This window comes from Brevibacillus borstelensis (genome assembly GCF_037834415.1).
Classification (GTDB): Bacteria; Bacillota; Bacilli; order Brevibacillales; family Brevibacillaceae; genus Brevibacillus; species Brevibacillus borstelensis_A.
This window is the reverse complement of record NZ_JAUMSJ010000018.1, coordinates 1-21,636: the sequence shown is the minus strand read 5'-3', so window position 1 is coordinate 21,636 and position 21,636 is coordinate 1. Positions and strand designations below refer to the sequence as shown.

General features: G+C 53.8%; 21 protein-coding genes and 1 pseudogene. 18 read left to right on the top strand and 4 right to left on the bottom strand.

Translation table 11 applies throughout. The features are described 5' to 3' along the window. The first annotated feature begins 149 nt into the window (after positions 1-149). On the top strand, positions 150-464 hold the full coding sequence (locus tag Q3F21_RS15415) for a metal-sulfur cluster assembly factor (RefSeq protein ID WP_340254573.1): 315 nt from the start codon (positions 150-152) through the stop codon (positions 462-464). 151 nt (positions 465-615) lie between these two features. On the opposite strand, the gene Q3F21_RS15410 is transcribed toward Q3F21_RS15415, so the two are convergent. Further along, positions 616-2,175 carry a DHA2 family efflux MFS transporter permease subunit gene (locus Q3F21_RS15410; RefSeq protein WP_340254570.1) on the bottom strand — a complete coding sequence of 520 codons (1,560 nt, stop codon included), beginning with the start codon at positions 2,173-2,175 and terminating at the stop codon, positions 616-618. Between the two features lie 401 nt (positions 2,176-2,576). Here Q3F21_RS15410 and Q3F21_RS15400 point away from each other — a divergent pair. The 3 genes and pseudogenes from Q3F21_RS15400 (at position 2,577) to Q3F21_RS15390 (ending at position 6,335) form a co-directional block, all read left to right on the top strand. Continuing rightward, a pseudogene (locus Q3F21_RS15400) lies at positions 2,577-3,325 on the top strand (rRNA adenine N(6)-methyltransferase family protein). A 361-nt stretch (positions 3,326-3,686) separates the two neighbouring features. Further along, positions 3,687-4,454, top strand: coding sequence for an ABC transporter ATP-binding protein (locus Q3F21_RS15395; protein WP_340254561.1), 768 nt, complete (start codon positions 3,687-3,689; stop codon positions 4,452-4,454). Positions 4,455-4,466: 12 nt separating this feature from the next. Next, positions 4,467-6,335, top strand: coding sequence for an FtsX-like permease family protein (locus Q3F21_RS15390; protein WP_340254558.1), 1,869 nt, complete (start codon positions 4,467-4,469; stop codon positions 6,333-6,335). A 56-nt stretch (positions 6,336-6,391) separates the two neighbouring features. Here the strand turns inward: Q3F21_RS15390 and Q3F21_RS15385 are convergent, their stop codons facing one another. From Q3F21_RS15385 to Q3F21_RS15375, 3 genes are all read right to left on the bottom strand, one after another. After that, entirely contained in the window at positions 6,392-7,045 is a 654-nt protein-coding gene (locus tag Q3F21_RS15385; protein WP_340254555.1) for a Crp/Fnr family transcriptional regulator, read from the bottom strand. Between the two features lie 41 nt (positions 7,046-7,086). Then, positions 7,087-7,734, bottom strand: a complete 648-nt coding sequence (locus tag Q3F21_RS15380) for a Crp/Fnr family transcriptional regulator (protein ID WP_340254552.1) — start codon at positions 7,732-7,734, stop codon at positions 7,087-7,089. 67 nt (positions 7,735-7,801) lie between these two features. Further along, positions 7,802-8,641, bottom strand: a complete 840-nt coding sequence (locus Q3F21_RS15375; protein ID WP_340254549.1) for a methyl-accepting chemotaxis protein — start codon at positions 8,639-8,641, stop codon at positions 7,802-7,804. Positions 8,642-9,057: 416 nt separating this feature from the next. Here Q3F21_RS15375 and Q3F21_RS15370 point away from each other — a divergent pair, with 416 nt between their 5' ends. The 14 genes from Q3F21_RS15370 to Q3F21_RS15305 form a co-directional block, all read left to right on the top strand. Beyond that, entirely contained in the window at positions 9,058-10,101 is a 1,044-nt protein-coding gene (locus Q3F21_RS15370; protein ID WP_340254546.1) for a TRAP transporter substrate-binding protein DctP, read from the top strand. Positions 10,102-10,122: 21 nt separating this feature from the next. Next, a complete protein-coding gene (locus Q3F21_RS15365; protein WP_340254543.1) occupies positions 10,123-10,602 on the top strand; it encodes a TRAP transporter small permease in 480 nt (159 codons plus the stop codon). Further along, the gene (locus tag Q3F21_RS15360; protein WP_340254540.1) at positions 10,599-11,885 is read left to right on the top strand and encodes a TRAP transporter large permease subunit; all 1,287 of its coding nucleotides are present in this window, start codon (positions 10,599-10,601) and stop codon (positions 11,883-11,885) included. Before Q3F21_RS15365 ends, Q3F21_RS15360 begins: the two co-directional genes overlap by 4 nt. A gap of 145 nt (positions 11,886-12,030) precedes the next feature. Then, positions 12,031-13,539, top strand: a complete 1,509-nt coding sequence (locus Q3F21_RS15355) for a 4-hydroxyphenylacetate 3-hydroxylase family protein (protein ID WP_340254537.1) — start codon at positions 12,031-12,033, stop codon at positions 13,537-13,539. 55 nt (positions 13,540-13,594) lie between these two features. After that, positions 13,595-14,155 carry an NADPH-dependent FMN reductase gene (locus tag Q3F21_RS15350; RefSeq protein WP_340254534.1) on the top strand — a complete coding sequence of 187 codons (561 nt, stop codon included), beginning with the start codon at positions 13,595-13,597 and terminating at the stop codon, positions 14,153-14,155. Positions 14,156-14,198: 43 nt separating this feature from the next. Beyond that, positions 14,199-14,735: a 3-hydroxyanthranilate 3,4-dioxygenase gene (locus tag Q3F21_RS15345; RefSeq protein WP_340254531.1), complete on the top strand. Its 537-nt coding sequence runs from the start codon at positions 14,199-14,201 to the stop codon at positions 14,733-14,735. Beyond that, the gene (locus Q3F21_RS15340) at positions 14,726-15,724 is read left to right on the top strand and encodes an amidohydrolase family protein (RefSeq protein WP_340254757.1); all 999 of its coding nucleotides are present in this window, start codon (positions 14,726-14,728) and stop codon (positions 15,722-15,724) included. The genes Q3F21_RS15345 and Q3F21_RS15340 overlap by 10 nt, the downstream gene beginning before the upstream one ends. Before the next feature lie 7 nt (positions 15,725-15,731). Next, on the top strand, positions 15,732-16,193 hold the full coding sequence (locus Q3F21_RS15335) for a RidA family protein (RefSeq protein WP_340254528.1): 462 nt from the start codon (positions 15,732-15,734) through the stop codon (positions 16,191-16,193). 10 nt (positions 16,194-16,203) lie between these two features. Next, on the top strand, positions 16,204-17,673 hold the full coding sequence (locus Q3F21_RS15330) for an aldehyde dehydrogenase (protein ID WP_340254525.1): 1,470 nt from the start codon (positions 16,204-16,206) through the stop codon (positions 17,671-17,673). Positions 17,674-17,706: 33 nt separating this feature from the next. Continuing rightward, positions 17,707-18,492 carry a 2-keto-4-pentenoate hydratase gene (locus Q3F21_RS15325; RefSeq protein ID WP_340254522.1) on the top strand — a complete coding sequence of 262 codons (786 nt, stop codon included), beginning with the start codon at positions 17,707-17,709 and terminating at the stop codon, positions 18,490-18,492. Positions 18,493-18,512: 20 nt separating this feature from the next. Next, on the top strand, positions 18,513-19,397 hold the full coding sequence (locus Q3F21_RS15320) for an acetaldehyde dehydrogenase (acetylating) (protein ID WP_340254519.1): 885 nt from the start codon (positions 18,513-18,515) through the stop codon (positions 19,395-19,397). Between the two features lie 16 nt (positions 19,398-19,413). Further along, the gene (gene dmpG, locus Q3F21_RS15315; RefSeq protein WP_340254516.1) at positions 19,414-20,442 is read left to right on the top strand and encodes a 4-hydroxy-2-oxovalerate aldolase; all 1,029 of its coding nucleotides are present in this window, start codon (positions 19,414-19,416) and stop codon (positions 20,440-20,442) included. A gap of 11 nt (positions 20,443-20,453) precedes the next feature. Then, on the top strand, positions 20,454-21,239 hold the full coding sequence (locus Q3F21_RS15310) for a 2-keto-4-pentenoate hydratase (protein WP_340254513.1): 786 nt from the start codon (positions 20,454-20,456) through the stop codon (positions 21,237-21,239). A gap of 191 nt (positions 21,240-21,430) precedes the next feature. Next, on the top strand, positions 21,431-21,636 hold a 206-nt coding region (locus tag Q3F21_RS15305), incomplete at its 3' end, for a nuclease-related domain-containing protein (protein ID WP_340254510.1).

Sequence of the window (21,636 nt, the reverse complement as noted above, 5' to 3'; positions counted from 1 at the left end):
CACATAAGCCATGAGTCTGCATGGAGGCTGTCCCCCGAGTAGCGTTTGCCGCTCGAGGGGCGGCCTCTCTTTCGTGAATGAATTGCAGTGCCGATGCAAGAAACAGCTGGACAAAGGAAAACCTATCCTCATGAAAGGGGATGGAAAAAATGGACATAACAGAAAAACTGTGGGCAGCGCTTGAAGACGTAATCGACCCCGAGGTAGGCGTGAACATCGTCGATTTGGGTCTGGTATACGACATTGCGGTCGATGAGGAAAAAAATGTGACGATCACCATGACATTGACCATTCCCGAGTGTCCGCTTCGCGATATGATTGTCAGTCAGGTGGAAGCCAAAGCCAAAAGCATTCCAGAGGTAGGGAAGGTTCATGTCAACCTTGTCTTTGAGCCAGCCTGGAGCCCGGCTCGAATGAATGATCGAGCGCGAGAGGAGATCCGAAACCGAAGGACGCTCGTGTAAGCAGCGCCGAAGAGTATGAACAAAATACGCAGGACGACATGACAACAAAAGCTCAAGCAAACCATGCTTGAGCCTTTGTTTCTTCCTCAGCGAAACGGGCAGTCAGACCAGGAGGCAGACGGGACAGAACAATTCGCTTTACAGAGCAGGTCTATTTTTCTTCTGGCGCGACCAATCGCTCTCCGCCCATAAAGACGCATGCGAGGAGCGCGACGCAAATAAACAGCAGTCCGATTAGAAACACACTTCCCAAGGAGTCGCTAAATACATGCTGAAGTCCCGCGAGCGCTTCGGGAGGCAGAGAAGCGCGTGCATCGGAATCCAGCAGCAGCTGCGGGTTGACGAGAGACTGAAGCTGGTCGGCGGAGAGATTGCTCACCGGCAGCGCCGCCTCTTGCTCGCCAAGCTGGCGCACTCCCGATGCCATTCGCTGCGTCATGAGACTGCCCAAGACACTGACCCCGATCATTCCTCCGATGGAGCGAAAAAATTGGGACGAGGCCGTGGCTACTCCCCGCAGTTGAAACCCAACAGCTCGCACCGCCGCTGTACCGAGCGTCGGATAAACCGCTCCCATGCCCAGACCGACGATGATCATACACAGGACGATTTGCAAGATGGACGTATCCACGCTCATTTGACTGAGGCAAAGATATCCTGCTGCCATGAAAGCCAAGCTGGGAACGAGAATGGCACGGTATGATACTTTGCTCATCAAGCGTCCCCCTATGGTAGAGGTGACGACGGTAGAAAGCATAAGGGGTGTCAATATATAGCCGGCGACAGACGGACTGACCCCGATTACCCCTTGTACAAACAAAGGAAGGTACGCAATCGCACTGAACAGCCCCGCACTGACAAAAAATCCGGCAATGTTGCCGAATGCGATCACGCGAAATTTGAACAAATGGAGCGGGATGATCGGCTCTTTTGCTTTTGTTTCGATCCAGACAAACAAGCCCAAAAGGATCATCCCGATACTGAACAAACCGATTATTTCCGGCCGTCCCCAATGGTACGGTACTTCCGTTCCCGGCTTGTCGCCAGTCAGCACGAGCGCAAGCAGGCTGGAGACAATCGCGCCGCTCAATGTAATCGCCCCGAGCCAATCGATCGGTCGTCTTTCCTCGTTCTTCCGCTCTTTCAACGCCGTCGCCAAAATAAGAAAGCCGGGAATGCCAATGGGGAGATTCAAGTAAAAGATCCAGTTCCAACTCACATGTTCTGCGATAAATCCTCCCGCTGCCGGTCCGAGGATGCTGGATACAGCAAATACCGCACCGAACAAGCCTTGAAACCTGCCAATCTTGTCAGGAGGATAAATATCTCCGATGATCGTAAAGGCGATCGGCATCAGCGCTCCGGCTCCGAGACCTTGTATGCCTCTGAAAACGATCAGTTGTTCCATCGTTCCTGCCATTCCGCATAACGCCGAACCGGCAAGGAAGAGGAACAGCCCGATCAAATACATCTTTCTGCGGCCGAACAAATCCGCCAGTTTCCCGTAGAGCGGCATGGCGGTTGTCGAAGCGAGCATATAAATGGCAAAAACCCAGCTGTACAGGGATAGTCCGCCCAACTCATTCAGGATGGTCGGCATGGCGGTCGAAACGATGGTCTGATCCACAGATGACAGAACAAGCCCCAGCAATAACCCCGCCGTGATTAACCGCACCTTTGGTTTTTCATTTGCCTTTTCTAAAACTGACAATTTCTACACGCTCCCTTTTTTAGCACGATGACGTGCAAGATTGCTGGCCCGCGGAAGCAGCATAGAAAATATATCGGGAAATCGAAAAAAAGAATAGACTTATTCTTTCCGGCGAGATATCCTATAGCTAGAGTACGCCCCAAGAAAGCTGCGTGCTTGTTTTCGGATATCGCTATCCGATGGATGTAAATTCCTCATGAATTGTCCTTGAGGAGGACCCTAGATCATGTGTTGCATCGCATTCATGCGTGTAAGGTAATGAAAGGTACAGAACATGTATAACCTGGCCATTTTTCACAGATGGTTCAGGTTTATTTGTGCTGTGCCTTTTTCATTCCTTACTAAACTTTTCTGCGCAACATTTGTTGATCAATAAACAATTGATCAAAGACTTGATCGACATGGCGAGAATAACGTCGAATGATACTGTGATAGATATCGGAGCGGGCAAAGGTCGATAACGCTCCCGCTGGCAATGAAAGCGGCAAGAATTATAGCTGTTGAGAGCGACTCGGTTTTTGCCGATAAGCTGCTCGACAGGATGCAGGGTACAACAAATATTCGAACCAGCCGAAGTGATTTTTTACAAATCAACCATCCAAAGAGTCCGTTTTGCGTAGTGGCCAATATTCCGTACTCCATCACCACTCCGATACTCGGGAAGCTTCTGGACGACCCTGCTGTTCCGTTGCAGAGAGCCGTGCTCATCATGGAAAAAGGAGCAGCCAAACGTTTTACCGGTGTACCGATTACGAATCCAAGAATCCTGAAATGGCGGATGTGGTTTGAAATCAAGCTCGTCCGGACGGTATCACCAGACAATTTCTCACTGCCGCCAAAGGTCGATTCAGCAGTAGTAACGATCTTCAGAAAGAAGGATCCATTGATTTCGCTTCATGCTCGTGCAAGGTTCATGGCACTGGCTGCACACGTCCTTCAGCAGCCGCAAGCCCCTCTTTTTGAGGCATTACAGGGAGTTTTTACGCCTTCCCAAATCAAGCATGTAGTGAGAACGTTGAGACTGGAGAGGAATCAACCGATCTCTTCCCTGAATGAGCAGCAATGGGGGCAACTATTCCACACGATGCTTCGGTATGTAGACCCAAGCCGATGGCCGAAGATGCCAAAGAACCAAAAACAAAAGAAATAAGCTTGAAAAGAAAGCTAGATAAAAACGGAAGCTGACACCTACCCAGGCGGAATGGAAAAAGCGGAACCGCATTTAGCGTCCAACCTCTGAGAAGCATTTTGAACCGGCTGCTTTTGGACGTGTTCCGCTTTTGGAATGCAGCCGGCCAGATCCACCCCGAGCAAGTGTCCCACCGTACCCTGAGTGTTTTTCTCCTTTTTCATCTCCTCCGCCAAAGCTCGACCTAAGCTTTCCTTACAAAACCGAAAGCAAAATGTAAGGTAGATCAATAGCTACTTGCATGGAAACTAGTTACAGTTGTAAACGACGATGAAAGTAGCTAACTGTCATTGAGATTTAGGAAAAAGCTTGGGAGGAAAACATGAAACCATCTGTACTTGAAGTCAGAGACGTTGAAAAAATATACGGCAAACGGGGAGAAAGTCAATCACATGCGTTAAAGGGCGTATCGCTCACGATTCAGGAAGGCGAATTTGTCGGAATCATGGGTCCTTCCGGCTCCGGAAAAACGACGCTGCTGAATGTTATTTCCACATTGGATCGCCCCACGGACGGATTCATTCAGATCGCCGGAACGGACATCACCCAGATGAAGCAGAATCAGCTGGCAGATTTCCGCTCGCAAAAGCTGGGGTTCATTTTTCAGGACTTCAACCTGCTAGAAAACTTGACGGTGTATGAAAACATCGCCCTGCCACTGTCGCTGCAAGGCGTCTCCTCCAGCGAGATTGGCCCCAAGGTGCACAAGGTGGCGCAAACCTTGGGAATCCAGGAAATATTGCAGAAGTATCCGGTCCAGATTTCAGGCGGGCAGAAGCAGCGGGCCGCGGCCGCACGCGCGTTGGTTCACGATCCGGCGATTCTCTTGGCAGACGAGCCGACCGGTTCGCTTGATTCCAAAAACGCGAAAAGCTTGCTGGAAACGATGACCGATCTGAATGAGCACCACGACGTATCGATCATGATGGTCACGCACGACGCTTTCAGTGCAAGCTATTGCCGACGCATTCTCTTTATTCAGGACGGAAAATTGTATACGGAAATCCGCCGGACACAAGACCGTCAGCAATTCTTCAAACAAATCCTGGATGTGCTTGCCGAGCTTGGTGCATCGCATGATTTGGGCTAGGAGGGAATGCACATGCTGTTGAAGCTTTCGCTTTCAAGTATGCGGAAAATGATGAAAGACTATCTGGTTCTCCTGATCGGTCTGGTCATCTCGATTACGATCTTTTACATGTTCCAGACACTGGCGCTGAATGGGGACTTTACGAAACAGAATTCGGTGATCGATTCCATCCAGCTCGTCTTTAATGTAGGCTCTGTGTTGCTGGCCTTCATTACCTTCTTCTATATCTTTTACGCCAACTCGTTTCTGCTGTCGCTCAGACGCAAAGAACTCGGGATGTATATGGTATTGGGCGCGAAGAAGAGGAAGATCAGCCAAATCCTGTTTTTGGAAACGCTTGTACTCGGGATCATTTCGCTGGTCATCGGCACTATCGCGGGAGCCGGGCTGGCGAGCGGAGTTGGCGTCTTGCTGATGAAGCAGCTCGATATCTCGCTTGAAGGCTACCAGCCCTTCTATCTCCCTTCCATCATGATGACGTGCGGGTTCTTTTTGGTGCTCTTTCTGTTGACGTCATCGGTAAACGCGATCAAGCTGGCTCGTTCGACAGAACTGGATCTCATACGGGCCGAACAGCAAAATGACATCGTGAAGCGAAAAGGCTTCGCTACGGTTCTGCTGGCTCTGATCGGCATTGCCGGACTGGCGGCGGGTTATTATGCGCTTGTCCATATGGAAGAGCTCAGAGAAATCGGACTTTTCATCGCTGCGTCGGCTACCACCATCGGAACGTATCTGCTTTTCATCACGCTGTTGCCTGTGTTTGTAAATGCGCTGAAAAAGAATCGGGTGTGGAATGAGCGAAAACTGAACGCTTTCACGTTCGCGCAGCTTCGCTTTCGCGTGAACAACCTGACAAAGGTGCTCGGAACGGTAGCGATGCTGATCGCTCTCGGTGTCGGGGCAATGGCAGGAGGCATGGCTTTTCAGAAGAACGTGAGCCTGATGGCGGATATGGGAAAAGTCTATGACGTCATCATACACAATCCTGTGCCTGCGGATTACGAGGCATTGAAAGCAATGACGGTTGAGGAACAAAACACGTACCGATACAAGGTGGATGACGCGGGGATTTACTACCTGAAGGACGATTTGCTTGCGCATCCTCCGCTAATCAACACGGTCGTATTGGAGGACTACGATCCGGCCCATCGGATCAAGCGTGTGTCAACGCCGCTCCCGTCCAGGGTGTACACCGCGTACGAAAATCTGGGGCCAGCCGTCGAGTCGATGCCCCCTGACTGGCAGGAAGTGGTCACGGGTGAATTTATCAACAGCTACCAGATGTTAAACGGCAAAGCAATTCGCATTGTCGATAAAACGACCTATGGCGGAATCCAAGGGGAAGAGCGCGCGGTCGTGCTCGCCAAGGTGGATGACTTTTTAAAGTACAAGCAGGAGCTAAAAGCAATCGATGAGCGGCAAACCCGGTTGTATGCCGATGAGACTGGAGCCGAGGGTCCCCAGCTTTACTCGAAATACAGCACGTATGCCAGCCTGTATGCGTTTACGAGCGGGACGATGTTCATGGGATTCTTCCTCGGAATTGCCTTTTTGGCGATGATGGCAAGCTGCCTGATGTTTAAAATTCTGTCCGGAGCTACCCGGGACAAAGACCGCTACAGCATGCTTCGCAAGATCGGGGTTCGCCAGGAATGGCTTGTCGGCTCGATTTACAAGGAGCTGTTCATCGTCTTCGTGTTTCCTGCCCTGATCGGTCTGGTGCACGTCCTCGTGGGGATGAACATGTTCTCGTTTATCCTGCAAGAACCGTATGTGGGCATCTGGGTGCCGATCTCCATTTTCCTGGTCATCTACACCTTTTACTATTGGATTACGGTACAGCTTTATAAAGGAATTGTCCTGCCGAAAGAGGAATAAGCGAAAATCCCCCCGATTTCCTGGGGGATTTTTTCCGCTTTGTGGCAAGAAGCGGCCTACTTCCAAAGGCTCATTCCTTCCAGCTCCCCGGTTTTATAAGCAATTTCCCTGATCTTTTCGACATCTGCAATACGAATCGCACCGCGGCTGGAAAGCTCGATCAGCCCTTGCTGGCGCCATTTTTGCAGAATTTTGTTTACGGTGATGCGGGAGGTGTCAATGTAGCGGGCAAATGACGCTTGATCGATGGGGACGTTTTCATTTTCGTGAATCGTATAGAGTCTGATCAAATAATGGGCCATCTGCTGCTCGACCGGACAGTCCTGAAATGCGATGATTTCAGCCAGCAGCCGAACCTTGTAAATTTGCGAATTGGTAAAGAGGACGGCGGCCTGGGGGTGGTCTTTGCATACATTGGACAGCGCTTCATCGGAGAAGAAGTACAGAACGGAGGGGGAAGTGGTAATGGCGGACGTGACGTAGGGCCCTTTAAAGGCCCCGTGCTCACCTGACAGTCCGCCGGTTGGCACATAGTCGATGGTGCGCTCGTGTCCGTTCGCGGATAACAGAATGATCTTTAAACCGCCCCGATCCAGGTAGTAAAAACCGTTCCCTTGTTCACCCTGGCGATAGACGGTCGCGTTCTTTTTAAACTCCAGCTTTTGGCCATACATCAAAAACGGGGTCCACTTGTAACGCAGATTTGTCATGCCGATCTCCTTTATTTGTGATCTGCCTTGCACAACGGAGGCTAGACAGTGATCGCTGTCTGGGTGTACCGATACGGATAGCGCAGCAATTCCGGTTTTTGGATGACAAAGGTCCGGTTTTTGATCTCGATGATCCCGCTTTCTTTCCACTGCTTCAAAATCTTGTACACGGTGATCCGCGTCAATCCGGCACAGTCCGCCAGGTCTTGCTGGGTGAGCGGAACCTCGTAGTTTTTAAAATCGTCGCAAAGATTCAAAAGGAGAGAGGCAATTTGCTCTTCGGAGGTAAGCGCTTTCATGTTGATGGCAAAAAGGAGAATGCGCAGCTTTTGGCTGACCGTTTGCGTAAAGAGAGAAAGCAATTCGGGTTGAGCCTTGAGCATTTCCTGAAACTGGGCACAGGAGAAGTGGTAGACGACGGAGTTCTTTACGGCGACGGCCGTGGTGAAGTGCGTTTGCCGATCCATGGACTGGACGCCCATGATCTGGCCGGGAACCACGATGTTTAACAGACGGTCATTTCCTTTTACGGTTGAGGAAATGATTTTCACCAAGCCTTTATGGAGGTAGTAAAACCCTTCCCCCATCGTGCCTTGCTTGTATATGATCGTTTTTCCTTTGCAAAATTGCCGGGTCCCGTTTTTCAGGAACGACTCCCACTTCACATCGGTTTCAAATGGAGATACCATATCGAACACTCCTTACAATTGGAATTGTGGATGCTCGAAAAACGTAGGGCACGAGAGGAGGTTTCGGCTATCTGGTCGGGATGTTTGACTGAATTTGAGACATCTGCTGGAGCAGAGTGGCTTTCTGGGTTACTTCCTGAATGGCAGAAGCCAGCTCTCTTATGCCTTCTGTCTGTCCCTGGGAAAGATTTTTCGAGTCCAAGACCATCTCCGAGATCGAGGCCATTTCTGCTTGCAGAAGAGAGAGGTTCCGGGAAATTTCTTTGGCGAAATCTCCGGACATCGCGGCCAAGCGGCGCATTTCTCCGGCGACGATGTTGAAGCCTCTGCCGTGTTCGCCAGCCCGTGCGGCCTCAATCGAGGCATTCAGGCTGAGGATTTCCGATTGCTTGGCAATCTGCGAGATCGATTTCAACACGGTAAAAGTCGTTTGCAGCTGCTCCAGCATCCCGGTCGTGACAGCGTACAGCTTTTCGCTGTGCGAGGATAAAACCCCGGAGCTTTTCTGCATGTGGATGGACTGCGCGGAAACCTCCTCAACGATCGACGATAAATGCTCGGCGATCTGTGTCAGCGTATTTTGTCGATTCAGACCGACTCCAAACACAAGGACGCCGGAAATCGTTCCATTTTCCTTGACAGGAAGTCCGCCGGCCAGATAGGCGATGCCGTACACGGAGGAATCCATCACCTTGCTGACAGCCAGACCTTGCTTCAAGATGTGGTTGGCCAGGCTGCTCTCCTTGATCGGGGCGTGGGGCGACAGGCCAAATTGCAAGGTTTTACCCGGTATATAGGTTAAAAATTTTTCTCGATCCGTTACTCCGAGCGTAAAATCCTCTTCAAAGCATAAGACCATTTTATGCATAAGAGAAGAAACGCAGACGACATTTTCCAACAGGCTCATTGCCTCCAAACCCCTTCGCCAAAACCGTTTTCCGGATAGTCCTCCAGAACTAATTCTAAATTTTCAGAACCTTTCACAACAACAATTATAGATGAAGAAAAAAGGCATTTTCAATGTGTGAAGTAGGGACAAAGCAAAAAAACAGAAATCATGTTAAATGGTTTACATTCAGACCGGAAACCAAGCCGTTTTTTGTCAAAAAATGTGGCAACAACGTTAAGCGCTTTACAATACTTCAGTCTCCCGTTTAGTAAAATCATAGCACCGCACTTTTTACCTAAAACGGCAGGCAGGCGCTAAATTATCTAAAGATTCCGATATTAATTCACTCGCACAAAAACCAAACCGACAGGTAAATCCAGCTGCGGCAAAGCTTCATGAATGAGTTCGTATACGAAAAAATGGAGGGGTAGTCAATGGAAAAGGCAAAAAGATGGGGGGCGTCCCTTTTAACCGCTTGCCTGATGATTGTCATGACAACAGGCTGCGGCGGCGGAAGCGCAGCGCCGGGCAACGCTTCCACCCAGACCGCGGCAGCAGGCGGAGATTCAAAGCCTAGCTACAATTTTAAGCTGGCCCATATCACACCGCCGACGCACACGTGGCATCTGGCAGCAGAAAAATTTAAAGAAGAGCTGGACAAGCGCTCCGGGGGACGGATGAAGCTGGAGATTTACCCTTCCAGCCAATTGGGCACGGAAGCCGACATGGTTCAGCAAATCGGCGCCGGTTCTGTCGATTTTGGCCTGATTACGGCTGCCTACCTCAGCTCCAGGTCCCCTTCCTTCTCAGCCTGGTTTACGCCGTATGCCTTTCCCGATCTGATGGCGGCAAATGAAGCCCGACATACCGACGTAGCCAAAAAGATCCTCGGAACATTGGAGGAGCAGGGATTTGTGGGCCTTGACTACCTGTTCGCCGGGCAGCGCGTGATGCTGTTTAAAGACAGGGAGGTACTGAAGCCGGAAGACATGGCAGGACTAAAGCTGCGCGTAACCCCGAGCCCTCCGCTGCAGGATTTTTACAAGTTTGCAGGGGCATCGACTGAAGGGCTGCCGCTGCCCGAGGTGTATTCCGCCGTCCAGACGGGCGTGATCGATGGAATAGACATGGATCTCGATGCGACCATTACCAATAAATACTACGAGGTCGTGAAGTACGGGGCTGTAACCAATCACATGGTGTGGCCTGCGGTCGCGATGGTCAGCAAGGGGACATTCGACAAGATGCCGGATGAGGACAAGCAGATCATTCGCGATGCTATCGCCGCGGCGGCAGACTTCTCCGCGACGACAAGAGCGGGGCAGGAAGAAGAGTTCAAAAAGACGCTGAGCGACAAAGGGATGAAAGTCTACGAGATCGATCCAAAGCTCTTTGCGCCCATCATGAAGCAATTTGACCAAAAATACGGACCGACCAACCCGCTCATACAAGAGTTTATCGATACATTCCGCAAATAGGCAGTCAAAGGGGAACAAACCATGAAAGCATTGAGCGATTTTATTTCTGCGGTGGAAAAGTATGTGGCCGTTGTTCTCATGTTCGCGATGGCTGTCATTGTCGCGCTGGCTGTTGTGTTTCGCTACGTGCTGGGCGCCCCCTTGTCTTGGGCGGGGGAGGTGTCGATCTTTTTGTTGATTTGGGTCAGCTTTATCGGCGGCAGTCTGGGACTGAAGTACAGGTCTCAGGCCGCCGTTACCATTGTGCTTGAGTACGCGACGGCAAAGGCAAGGAAAATGGTGGGAATCATGGGTCACGTCCTGATGCTAGCGTTTCTGGCGGTGATGCTCTATTACAGCTATGCGTGGGTACTGTCGCCGGGCGTCGCCTTTCAAAAGTCCACAGCCATTCTCCTTCCGATGTGGATTCCGTTCAGTGCGGTACCGATCGGCTTGACGTGCGCTGCCATTCATCTTTTGTCCAATCTGATCGGGATGATACGAGAGGAGGAAGCCCATTGACCACATTGGTAATTCTGCTGTTTCTGCTCTTTTTGTTGATGGGCATCCCGATCTCCCTGGTACTGGGCATGATCACGGTCGTCTATTTCTTCGTCATGGGGAACACGACACTGCTCACATCTACGCCGATGCGGCTGTACTCCGGCCTGGAGAATTTCGGCTTGCTGGCGATCCCGCTGTTTATGCTTGCGGGGGAATTGATGAACGGAGGCGGCATCACGACCAGGCTGGTCCAGTTTGCGAAGGTGTTCGTGGGGCATGTGCGCGGGGGGCTGGCTTATGTGACGGTTGTATCGAATATGTTTCTGGCCTCCATTCTCGGGTCGGCCAATGCGCAGGCTGCGATGATGAGCAAGGTGATGGTCCCGGAAATGGAAAAGGAGGGCTATGACCGGGAGTTCTCCTCGGCTTTGACGCTGGCATCGTCCATTGTCGCGCCGATTATCCCGCCCAGCATGATCTTTATTATCTACGGGACGCTGTCGGGGACTTCCATCGGCGGGCTGTTTATGGCGGGGATTGTTCCCGGCATTATTTACGGGATCGGGTTCACGGCGCTGATCGCCTATTTAGGGTATAAGAACAACTTTCCAAAAAGCAAACGCGCGTCGGGAAAAGAAATGCTAAGGAGCACCGTCCAAGTTTTGCCCGCGCTGCTGGTGCCTTTTATCATCATCTTCGGGATTTTGAGCGGGGCATTCACGGCGACTGAATCAGCGGCGATCGCCTGCGTCGTCGCATTCCTTGCAGGCACGCTTTTGTACAAGGAATTGCATGTCAAAAAGCTGCCGCACATTTTGATCAACACCGTCATCAGCACGGCTACGGTCACCTTTTTGATCGCGATGGCCAACATCTTCGGCTGGATGATCGCATTCGAGCAAATCCCCCAATTGATCGCAGGTACGATGCTTTCCGTGTCTGACAATCCGTTTGTGTTTCTGCTGCTGGTCAATCTGCTTCTGCTGCTGCTTGGGATGATCCTGGACGGCATTGCCGCGCTGATTATTTTAGTGCCGGTGCTGATGCCGCTCGTCACCGCATTCCAGATCGATCCGATCCATTTTGGCGTGATCATCTGCATCAACCTGACGATCGGGCTGTTGACCCCGCCGGTCGGAACCGGGCTCTTTATTGTCTCCTCCATCGCGGAGGTCAAATTTGAACGGCTGGTCAAAGCGACGATGCCGTTTTTGCTGGCGGCGATTGCCATTTTGTTTTTGATCACCTATTGGGAAGATGCCGTCCTGTTGGTACCGAAAATATTGGGGTTGACCCAGTGATTCCTCTCGGGAAGGAAAGATGTTGGATGTTCAACTGCTCGCAAAAAACGGAGAAAAACGTTAAATGCGCTACAATTTTCGGAAAAATTCGATATTATAATCCGTTTCAAGATGAAAAACCAACATTGCCAGGGGAGGATTGTTTATGGGAATTCGTTCAGGCGCTGAATACATCAAGGGATTGCAGTCCCGGCAGCCAGAGATTTGGCTGGAGGGGCGCAGGGTGACAAGCGTGTGGGATGAGGCCGTCTTTCAGCAGCCTATCCGCGAAATCGCGAAGCTGTACGACATGCAGCATGATCCTGAGTATCAGGACAAGATCACGCACATCTGCGAAGAAACCGGAGAGAGAGTGAACAACGCCTTCCTGCCGGTAAAGACTGCGGAGGATTTGGAGGACCGAAGAAATCTGTATGAGGCGTATGCCAAGGCAACCTTCGGCCTGATGGGCAGAACGCCGGATTTTCTCAATATCGTCCTCACCTCCTTGTACAGCAATGCTTCGTTTCTGGAGAAGTACAATCCGCAATGGGCGGAAAATGTAAAGAGCTACTACCGGTACATTCGCGACAACGACCTGTTCCTCACGCACGCGATCATCAACCCGCAGAATGACCGGAGCAAGAGCTCGCATGAACAGCAGGACGTGTTTACGCATTTGGGAGCGGTCAGAGAAACTCCGGAAGGACTGATCGTCAGAGGGGCGAAAATGCTGGCTACGCTGGCCCCGATCACGGATGAAGTGATCATCTATTCGTTCCCTGGATTTAAGCCTGGTGACGAGCGTTACGCGCTTGCGTTTGCGATCCCGATCGATACGCCGGGACTGCGCATCCTTTGCCGCGAACCGATGCAGGACGGAAAGCGCTCCGTGTACGATCATCCGCTGGCCTCCCGGTTCGAGGAAAGCGATGCGGTGCTCGTCTTCCACGATGTGCTGGTTCCGTGGGACCGCGTCTTTTTGTACAACAACGTGGAAGCGGCGAACGGGCTGTATCCGAAAACGGGAATCGCCCAGCAGCCGGCGCACCAGACCGGGGTGAGAGGGCTGATCAAGCTGCAGTTCGCGACGGAGGTGGCGGTCCGCCTGGCTGACTCCATCGGGGTGGACGTGTATCTGAACGTTCAGAACGACCTGGGCGAGCTGATCCAGTCTGTCGAGTGCATCCGGGCGCTGCTGCGGACAGCCGAGCGGGAATGCGATGTGTTGCCTTCCGGTGAAATGATGCCGGGCTGGGTGCCGCTGGAGACGATTCGCGGCTTGCTCCCGAAAATGTACCCGCGTGCCATCGAAGTGCTGCAGATCATCGGCGCGGGAGGACTGCTCATGTCTCCGACGGATGCCGACATGGTGCATCCCGAACTAGCCGAGGACATGGAGAAGTACTACGCCGGGCGGGCGGGAATCTCCGGTTCAGAGCGCGTCCGACTGTTCAAGCTGGCCTGGGATTTGTGCGGCGAAGCGTTCGGACAGCGGCTGCTCCAGTACGAGCGCTACTACACGGGCGACCCGATCCGCAAAAGGGCGATTTTCTACAACAGCTACAAGCGTGAACGTTCTTTTTCCCTTGTGGATGACGCTCTCAGCGTGTTTGAGGCAAAAAAGACAGCAGAGTCGGCGCTTCCGGTCAAGCGGGCAAGCGGAGCCGACTAAGCGGCAAAAGCAGTCTATCGTCTATCGAAGAATCTGCCTGAAAGGAGGGTTTCCGGTGAAAGTGCTAGGCATATCCGGAACCATTATCGGAGCAAAGACAAGCATCCTCGTGCATAAAGTCTTGGAAGAAGTAAAAAAGGAAGCCCCTGAGCTTGAGACAGAGCTGCTTGACTTGAGGGACTTCAAAATGTCCCTGTGTGATGGTCGCGATCCGTCCACCTATCCCGATGACACGAAAAAGGTGATCGATATTGTGACGTCGGCTGATTGCTACATCATTGGAACGCCGATCTTCCAGGGGTCGCTGACCGGCGCGCTGAAAAATCTGTTCGACCACATTCCGCCGCAGGCGCTGCGCAACAAGGTGATGGGATTTGTCGCCAACGGCGGGACGTACCAGCATTACCTGGTGGTGGAGAACCAGCTGAAGCCAATCGCAGGGTATTTCCGGGCCTATGTGGCCCCGGGCTTCGTCTACGCCCACACGGACCATTTCAATCAGCAAAACGAGATTGAGGACGAGGATGTTCTGAGCCGCATCAGCCATCTGGCAAAAGAAGTGGTGCTGATGCAAAAAGCGCTGAAGGACGCGGCCGATTTGTCTGCACAGCGTTGAGCAGCGGGAAAGCATCCATCAAAAGCGAACGGGAGTGATTTGCATGAGCATCCTGGCACCGATTCATTTAGCGCAGTTTATTGAGGAAAACAAAGACCAGCTCAAGCCGCCGGTCAACAACAAGGTGATCTGGAAAGACGCCGAGCTGATGGTCATGCTGCTGGGCGGCCCCAACAAGCGGCGCGACTTTCACGTGGACCCCTCGGAGGAGATTTTTTATCAGATCAAAGGCGATTGCTATGTGGAGATCATCAACTACGAGGGAAAACGCGAAGTGATTACAGTCAAGGAGGGCGAGATGTTCCTGCTTCCGCCGAATGTTCCGCATTCGCCGCATCGGGTAGCCGATACGATCGGACTGGTCATCGAGCGAAACCGCGCGGAAGGAGAACTGGAGGACTTCGTTTGGTTCTGCGACGAGTGCGACGGGGAAATGCATCGGGCCACCGTGCAGCTGACCAATATCGAAGTGCAGGTCAAGGAAGCGATCCACGGCTTCAACAGCAATCTGGAGCTTCGCACATGCAAAAACTGCGGGCACGTCATGCCTCCGGAAGCGAGTGAGTGGAAATGCGAGTAGACTTTCACACGCACATCATTCCGGAAGACCTCCCCAATCTGGCCGAGAAATTTCAAGGCGAGCGCTGGCCCGTCCTGCAGCGAACCTGCGCGTGCGGCGCCAACATCATGGTCGCGGGCAAAGTATTCCGGGAAGTGACCGATCAGGTGTGGGACCCTGCCAAGCGGATTTCCGACATGGAGCGGGAAAAGGTGGATATGCAGGTCATCTCGCCGATCCCGGTCACGTTTTCCTACTGGGCGCCCGCGGAGGAAGCGGAGCTGATGGCCCGCATCCAGAACGACTTTATCGCGGATACGGTCAGGCAGCACCCCGAACGCTTTATCGGGCTTGGGACCGTGCCCTTGCAAAATGCGGAGATTGCTATTCGTGAAATGGACCGCTGCATGCACGAGCTGGGCCTAAAGGGGATCGAGATCGGTACGAACGTGAACGGCAACAACTTGGACGATCCGTTCCTGCTTCCCTTTTTTGAAATGTGCGAGAAATGGGAGGTGCCGCTGTTTGTCCACCCATGGGAGACACTCGGCAGAGAGCGGATGCCGCGGCACAACCTGATGTATACGGTGGGGATGCCGAGCGAGACGGCGTTGGCTGCGGCCAGCCTGATTCTGGGCGGCGTGATGGAAAAATTCCCTCGGCTGAAGATTTGCTTCGCCCACGGCGGAGGGTCATTTCCTTACATTCTTCCCCGCCTGGACCAGGGCTGGAAGGTATGGCCGCATCTAAGGCTGACCGAGCAGCCGCCAAGCCACTACGCCAAGCGCTTTTATTTCGATTCGCTGAACTACGATCCGCTGAACATTCAATATATGGTGGACCGATTTGGCGCCGACCGCATTTTGATGGGTTCGGACTACCCGTTCTTGCTGCGGGAAATTCCTCCGGGCGAGGTTATTGACAATGCGCTTTCGCTCACGGAGGAGCAGAAGCGGGCGATGCTGGGCGAAAACGCGCTGCGCTTCCTGAATATGAGCGATGGCAGGTGAGAAAGAGATGACTACACATGCGGGTACACCAGAACAAAGATTGCAAGAGCTGGGGCTGACGCTCCCGGCTCCCCGGCAAGCGGCAGGAAATTACGTGGGCTGTGTCCGCGTGGGGAGCCTGTTGTTCACCGCCGGACAAGGGACGGATGAATACCGCGGCAAGCTCGGCCTCGACGTGTCGGTGGAAACGGGCTACCTCGCGGCCAGGCAATGCATGCTCAATCTGCTGACGGTCGTCAAGGCGGAGATCGGCGAGCTGAGCCGCGTAAAGCGGGTGGTGAAAATCCTCGGGTTTGTCAACAGCGACCCCGATTTCACGGATCAGCCCAAGGTCATGAACGGGGCATCCGATCTGCTGGTGCAGATTTTCGGGGAGAAGGGAAGGCACGGGCGTTCCGCAGTTGGAATGGCCCAGCTTCCGCACAACAATGCGGTGGAAGTCGAAATGATTCTGGAAATCGAAGAGTAGGAGGTTTCACATGAGTCAGACTACACAGGCAAATCAGCGAAAGCTGCAGGACGCGAAGCTGTTTATCGATGGGAAATACGTGGACGCGATCTCCGGGGAGACATTTGACACAGTCGATCCCGCGACCAATCTCAAGCTGGCCTCGGTGGCAAATGCCGGCGAGGAGGATGTGGAGAAAGCGATCGAGGCGGCCCAGCGCACGTTTGAAAGCGGCGTCTGGAGCAAGATGCCCGTCGAAGAAAGAGCGAAGATTCTCTGCAGAATGTCCGATCTCGTCATGGAGCGGGTGGAGGAGTTGGCGCTGGTGGAGACGCTTGACGTCGGCAAGCCGATCAAGGAGAGCCGCGGCTTTGACATCCCCAGAGCTGCCTGGAATCTGCGCTTTTTCGCCGAAATGGCCAAATATCTCGCGCATGAGCATTACGAGATGAACGGCTTCATGTCCTACGCCAAATACGCTCCCGCAGGGGTGACCAGCCTGATCATTCCGTGGAATCTGCCGTTCATGCAGATGACGTGGAAAGCGTCGGCCGCATTGGCGGCAGGCAATACCGTAATCGTCAAGCCCGCCTCCTATACGCCGCTGAGCGCGGTCATGATGGGCGAGATCGCAAACGAGGCAGGCTTGCCGCCGGGCGTTTTGAACATCCTGACAGGGCCGGGCGGAACAGTCGGCACCGCGATGACCACACACCCGCATGTAAGCCGGATATCGTTCGTCGGCGAAACCACGACAGGCAAAACGGTGATGCGGAACGCGGCCAGCCAGCTCATCCCCGTTTCGCTCGAATTGGGCGGAAAATCAGCCAACATCGTCTTCGAGGACGCGGACCTGGATGAGGCGGTGAAAGGGTCGATCGAGGCGATTTTCCGCAACCAGGGCGAAATCTGTCTGGCCGGATCGCGCCTCTTGGTCCAAAAGAGCATCTACGATCAATTCCTGGACAAATTTGTGAAGGCGGTACAGAAAATCAAGGTGGGCAGTCCGCTCGACCCGGATACCGATATGGGCGCGCTTGTCTCCCGCAGCCACCTTGCCACGGTGGATGAGTACGTCCAGATCGGCCTGTCCGAGGGCGCCAAGCTCGCTTTTGGCGGCAAGCGAATCGCCAGTCTCGGAGACGGGAATTTTTACGAGCCTACCGTGCTCTACGATGTGGACAACAAAATGAAGGTGGCGCAAGAGGAGATTTTCGGCCCGGTCATCGTCATTATTCCGTTTGAAACAGAAGAGGAAGCCATCCAGATCGCCAATGACTCCATCTACGGGCTGGCCGGCGTCGTCTGGACGAACGACCTCAGACGCGCTCACCGCGTGGCGGATCAGGTGCAGTCCGGGCTGCTGTGGATCAACTGCTGGTATGTGCGCGACCTGCGAACGCCGTTCGGAGGAGCGAAGGCGAGTGGAATCGGACGAGAAGGCGGACGGCACAGCTTCGAATTCTATACGGAAGCCAAAACCGTCACGATGAAAAGATAGCGGTCGGAAACAACGCGTAGGAGGGATGCGGCAATGGACGAGGGAAAAATCAAGCGGCTCGCCGACCATCTGGCTGAGGCGGAGAGAAGCGGCCTGGCTGTCGAGCCGATTACGAACATAGAGCCGGAGATTACGGTAGAAGACGCGTATCGTGTGCAGCTTTTGACCATCGGGCGGAAAGTGAAAGCGGGCGATGTGATTACGGGTAAAAAAATCGGCCTGACCTCGCTGGCGATGCAAACCTTGCTCGGGGTAGACCAGCCTGACTACGGCCATCTGCTCAGCGGCATGGCCGTGGAAAATCACGGGCAAATATCCTGCAAAAAAGTGCTGCAGCCAAAGGTAGAGGCGGAAATCGCCTTTTTTCTGAAGCGCGATTTGAAAGGTCCGCGGGTGACGGCTCTCGACGTCCTGCTGGCGACCGAATTTGTGGTGCCCGCGCTCGAAGTCGTGGACAGCCGCATCGCCGACTGGAAGATCAAGCTGGAGGACACCGTTGCGGACAATGCGTCCTCCGGCTTTTACGTATTGGGCGGCCGTCCGGTGAAGCCCGACCAGATCGATCTCGTCATGGCCGGCATGGTGCTGTACAAAAACGGCGAGGTAATGAATACAGGTGTGGGCGCGGCGGCATTGGGGAACCCGGCTGTCTGCGTCGCCTGGCTCGCGAATAAACTGGCCGAATTCGACATTCCGCTCCGAGCGGGGGAAGTGATTCTCTCCGGCGCTTTGTCTGCGGCCATCGCGGCGGGGCCGGGCGATGCGTTCCATACAAGAATTGCCCATTTGGGCGAAGTCGGTGTCCGGTTTACAAGCTAAGTGTCAAGGGAGGGAGAGCCATGTCCAGGAAAAAGGTTGCGATCCTCGGATCGGGAAACATCGGCACGGACTTGCTGATGAAGCTGGAGCGCTCCAAATATCTGGAGGTCACTACGATGATCGGGATAGATCCCGCATCAGACGGGTTGTTGCGCGCGAGAAAAGCGGGGTACGAGGTGTTCGACGGAGGGCTGAAGCAGTTTTTGGACAATGCCCCGGAGCTTGCCGATATCGTTTTTGACGCGACCTCGGCCAAAGCTCATATACGTCACGCCAAAGCGCTGAAGGAGGCCGGAAAGCTCGCCATCGACCTGACTCCGGCGGCAGTCGGCCCGTATGTAGTGCCCAGCGTCAATCTGGGGGAGCATCTCTATGAATGCAATATCAATCTGATCACCTGCGGCGGGCAGGCCACGATCCCGATCGTCCATGCGATTCACCGGGTTTGCCCTGTCAGCTATGCGGAGATCGTCGCGGCCATCTCCAGCAAAAGCGCGGGTCCGGGCACCCGTGCCAATATCGACGAATTTACCGAAACGACCGCCCGCGGTCTGGAAGTGATTGGCGGGGCCAAACAGGGCAAGGCGATCATCATCCTGAACCCGGCCGAGCCGCCAATCATGATGCGGGACACGGTGTATGCGCTGGTGGAGGGCGAGGTGGATGAACAGGCAATAACCGCTTCTATCGAGCAGACCGTTGCCTTTATTCAGTCATACGTGCCCGGCTATCGCCTCCGTACAGAGCCGCTGTTTGACGGCAACCGCGTAACGGTGGTGCTGGAGCTGGAAGGCGCGGGGGATTACCTGCCCAAATACGCAGGAAATCTGGACATAATGACCGCGACTGCGGTCAAAGTGGCGGAGGAATTCGCCAAGCCTCACGTCGGGGCGGCGTCCGTCTGAAAGGGAGGGAAGGGAAATGACTGATAAACGGGAGATTCTCGTCACCGAAGTAGCGCTTCGCGACGGAAGTCACGCGATCAACCACCAGTTTACCGTCGAGCAGGTCGTCCGTGTGGCCCGTGCGCTCGACGAAGCAAACGTGCCCTTTATCGAGGTCTCTCACGGAGACGGGCTGGCCGGTTCTTCTCTGCAATACGGCTTGTCGCGCACGAATGAAATGGAATTGATCGAAGCGGCCGTTTCCGTCTGCAGGCAGGCGACCATCGGCGTTTTGCTGCTGCCGGGGATCGGCACGATCAAGGATTTGAATGCCGCGGCCAAGCTTGGTGTAGGGATGGCGCGGATCGCCACCCATTCCACCGAAGCGGACATCTCGGCTCAGCACATCGCCCGTTCCAAGGAGCTGGGGCTGCTTACGGTCGGCTTTCTGATGATGGCCCATATGGCCCCGCCCGCCAAGCTGGCGGAGCAGGCAAAATTGATGGAAAGCTATGGAGCTGACGTCGTCTATATCGTCGATTCCGCCGGAGCGCTGCTCCCAGGCCAGGTCGCGGAGCGAGTCCGGGCGCTCAAGGAAAGCCTGGAAGTCCCGGTCGGCTTTCACGCCCACAACAACCTGTCACTGGCGATGGCCAATACGCTGGCCGCCATCAAGGAAGGAGCTACGCGCATCGACGGCAGTGTCCGCTGTCTGGGAGCCGGAGCCGGCAACACGCAGACAGAGGTGTTCGCCGCCGTGATGGAGCGGATGGGTATCCAGACCGGGATCGATCTGTACAAAATGATGGATCTGGCGGAAGAAATCGTGGCACCGTTGATCCAGGTGCCCCAGGAGATTACGAGAAACTCGCTCGTGCTCGGCTATGCCGGCGTCTATTCCAGCTTCCGCCTGCACGCGGAGCGGGCGGCGAAGCGGTTCGGGATCGATTCCCGAGACATTTTGATCGAGCTTGGAGCGCGAAAGGCCGTCGGCGGGCAGGAGGACATGATCATCGATGTCGCCGCCGAGATCGCGAAGCAGAAGGCAGCTGTGGAAAGCAGATAGGAGGGGAGCGCATGCTCGCGGAACAAGTATGCAGATCACTCGCGCAAAAGCTTGTGGACGCCGAGCTTGGCAAGCAGGAGATCGTGAAATTGACGGCAGAGTATCCCGACCTGTCCGTTGAGGATGGCTACCTGATTCAGGAGGAGCTGATTGCGATCAAGAAAGAGCAGGGCCACCGTGTATTGGCGCTGAAAATGGGCCTGACCAGCCAGGCCAAAATGAAGCAAATGAACGTGCATGAACCGATTTGCGGCGTCATTTTCGATTATATGGCGATCGACAACGGCATGCTTCCGTTGAGTGAGCTGATTCATCCAAAGGTGGAAGCGGAAATCGCTTTTGTTCTCGGCGAGCACATCGCGGGACCGGGCGTCACCGGAGCGCAGGTGCTGGCTGCCACGGAGTACGTGCTCCCGGCGCTGGAGATCATCGACAGCCGATACAAAAACTTCGAGTTTACGCTACCCGATGTCATCGCCGACAACACCTCGTCATCCCGGGTCTTTTTCGGCTCCCGGATGAAAAGGCCGGACGAATTGGAGCTCGACCTCGTCGGAGTGACCCTTTCGATTAATGGACAGATGAAGGATTTGGGAGCGGGAGCCGCCGTGCTGGGGCACCCGGCCCACTCTGTGGCGATGCTGGCCAACATGCTCAGCAGAAAAGGTGAGAAGCTCCGGGCGGGGCAGGTCATTTTATCCGGGGGAATTACAGGAGCTCATCAGCTGTTTGCAGGCGATGTCGTATCGGCCCGCTGGGACGGACTCGGCGGGATTGATTTTGCGGTGAAAGAGTAAAGCGCTTTGTACGCTGCGGCGAAGCGGATTGGACACGAGTTTGCTCCTGAGTTGGGCGGACTCGTGTTTTTTGGTTTTCTGCGGCAAATCTGTTGCCACGATTTGGCTCATCCGTATTTTCGTCTGCTTCTTTGCTGCCATTTATACTATAATGAAATGAAATAGGAATAATGTACTAGGAGAGACAGATCGTGGCTTATATGGTACCGGAAACAATCCCTAGGGGAGGGACGGCTGGAGAGAGAATGTTGTTTGAATGTCTGAAAAACCATTTGCCAAGTGATTATATTGTTTACTACGAACCGGAGATTCGGGGAAGAAGGCCGGATTTTGTCATAATAGGGCCAGACCTTGGCCTTGTTGTTTTAGAGGTGAAAGATTATACGAGCAACACTAT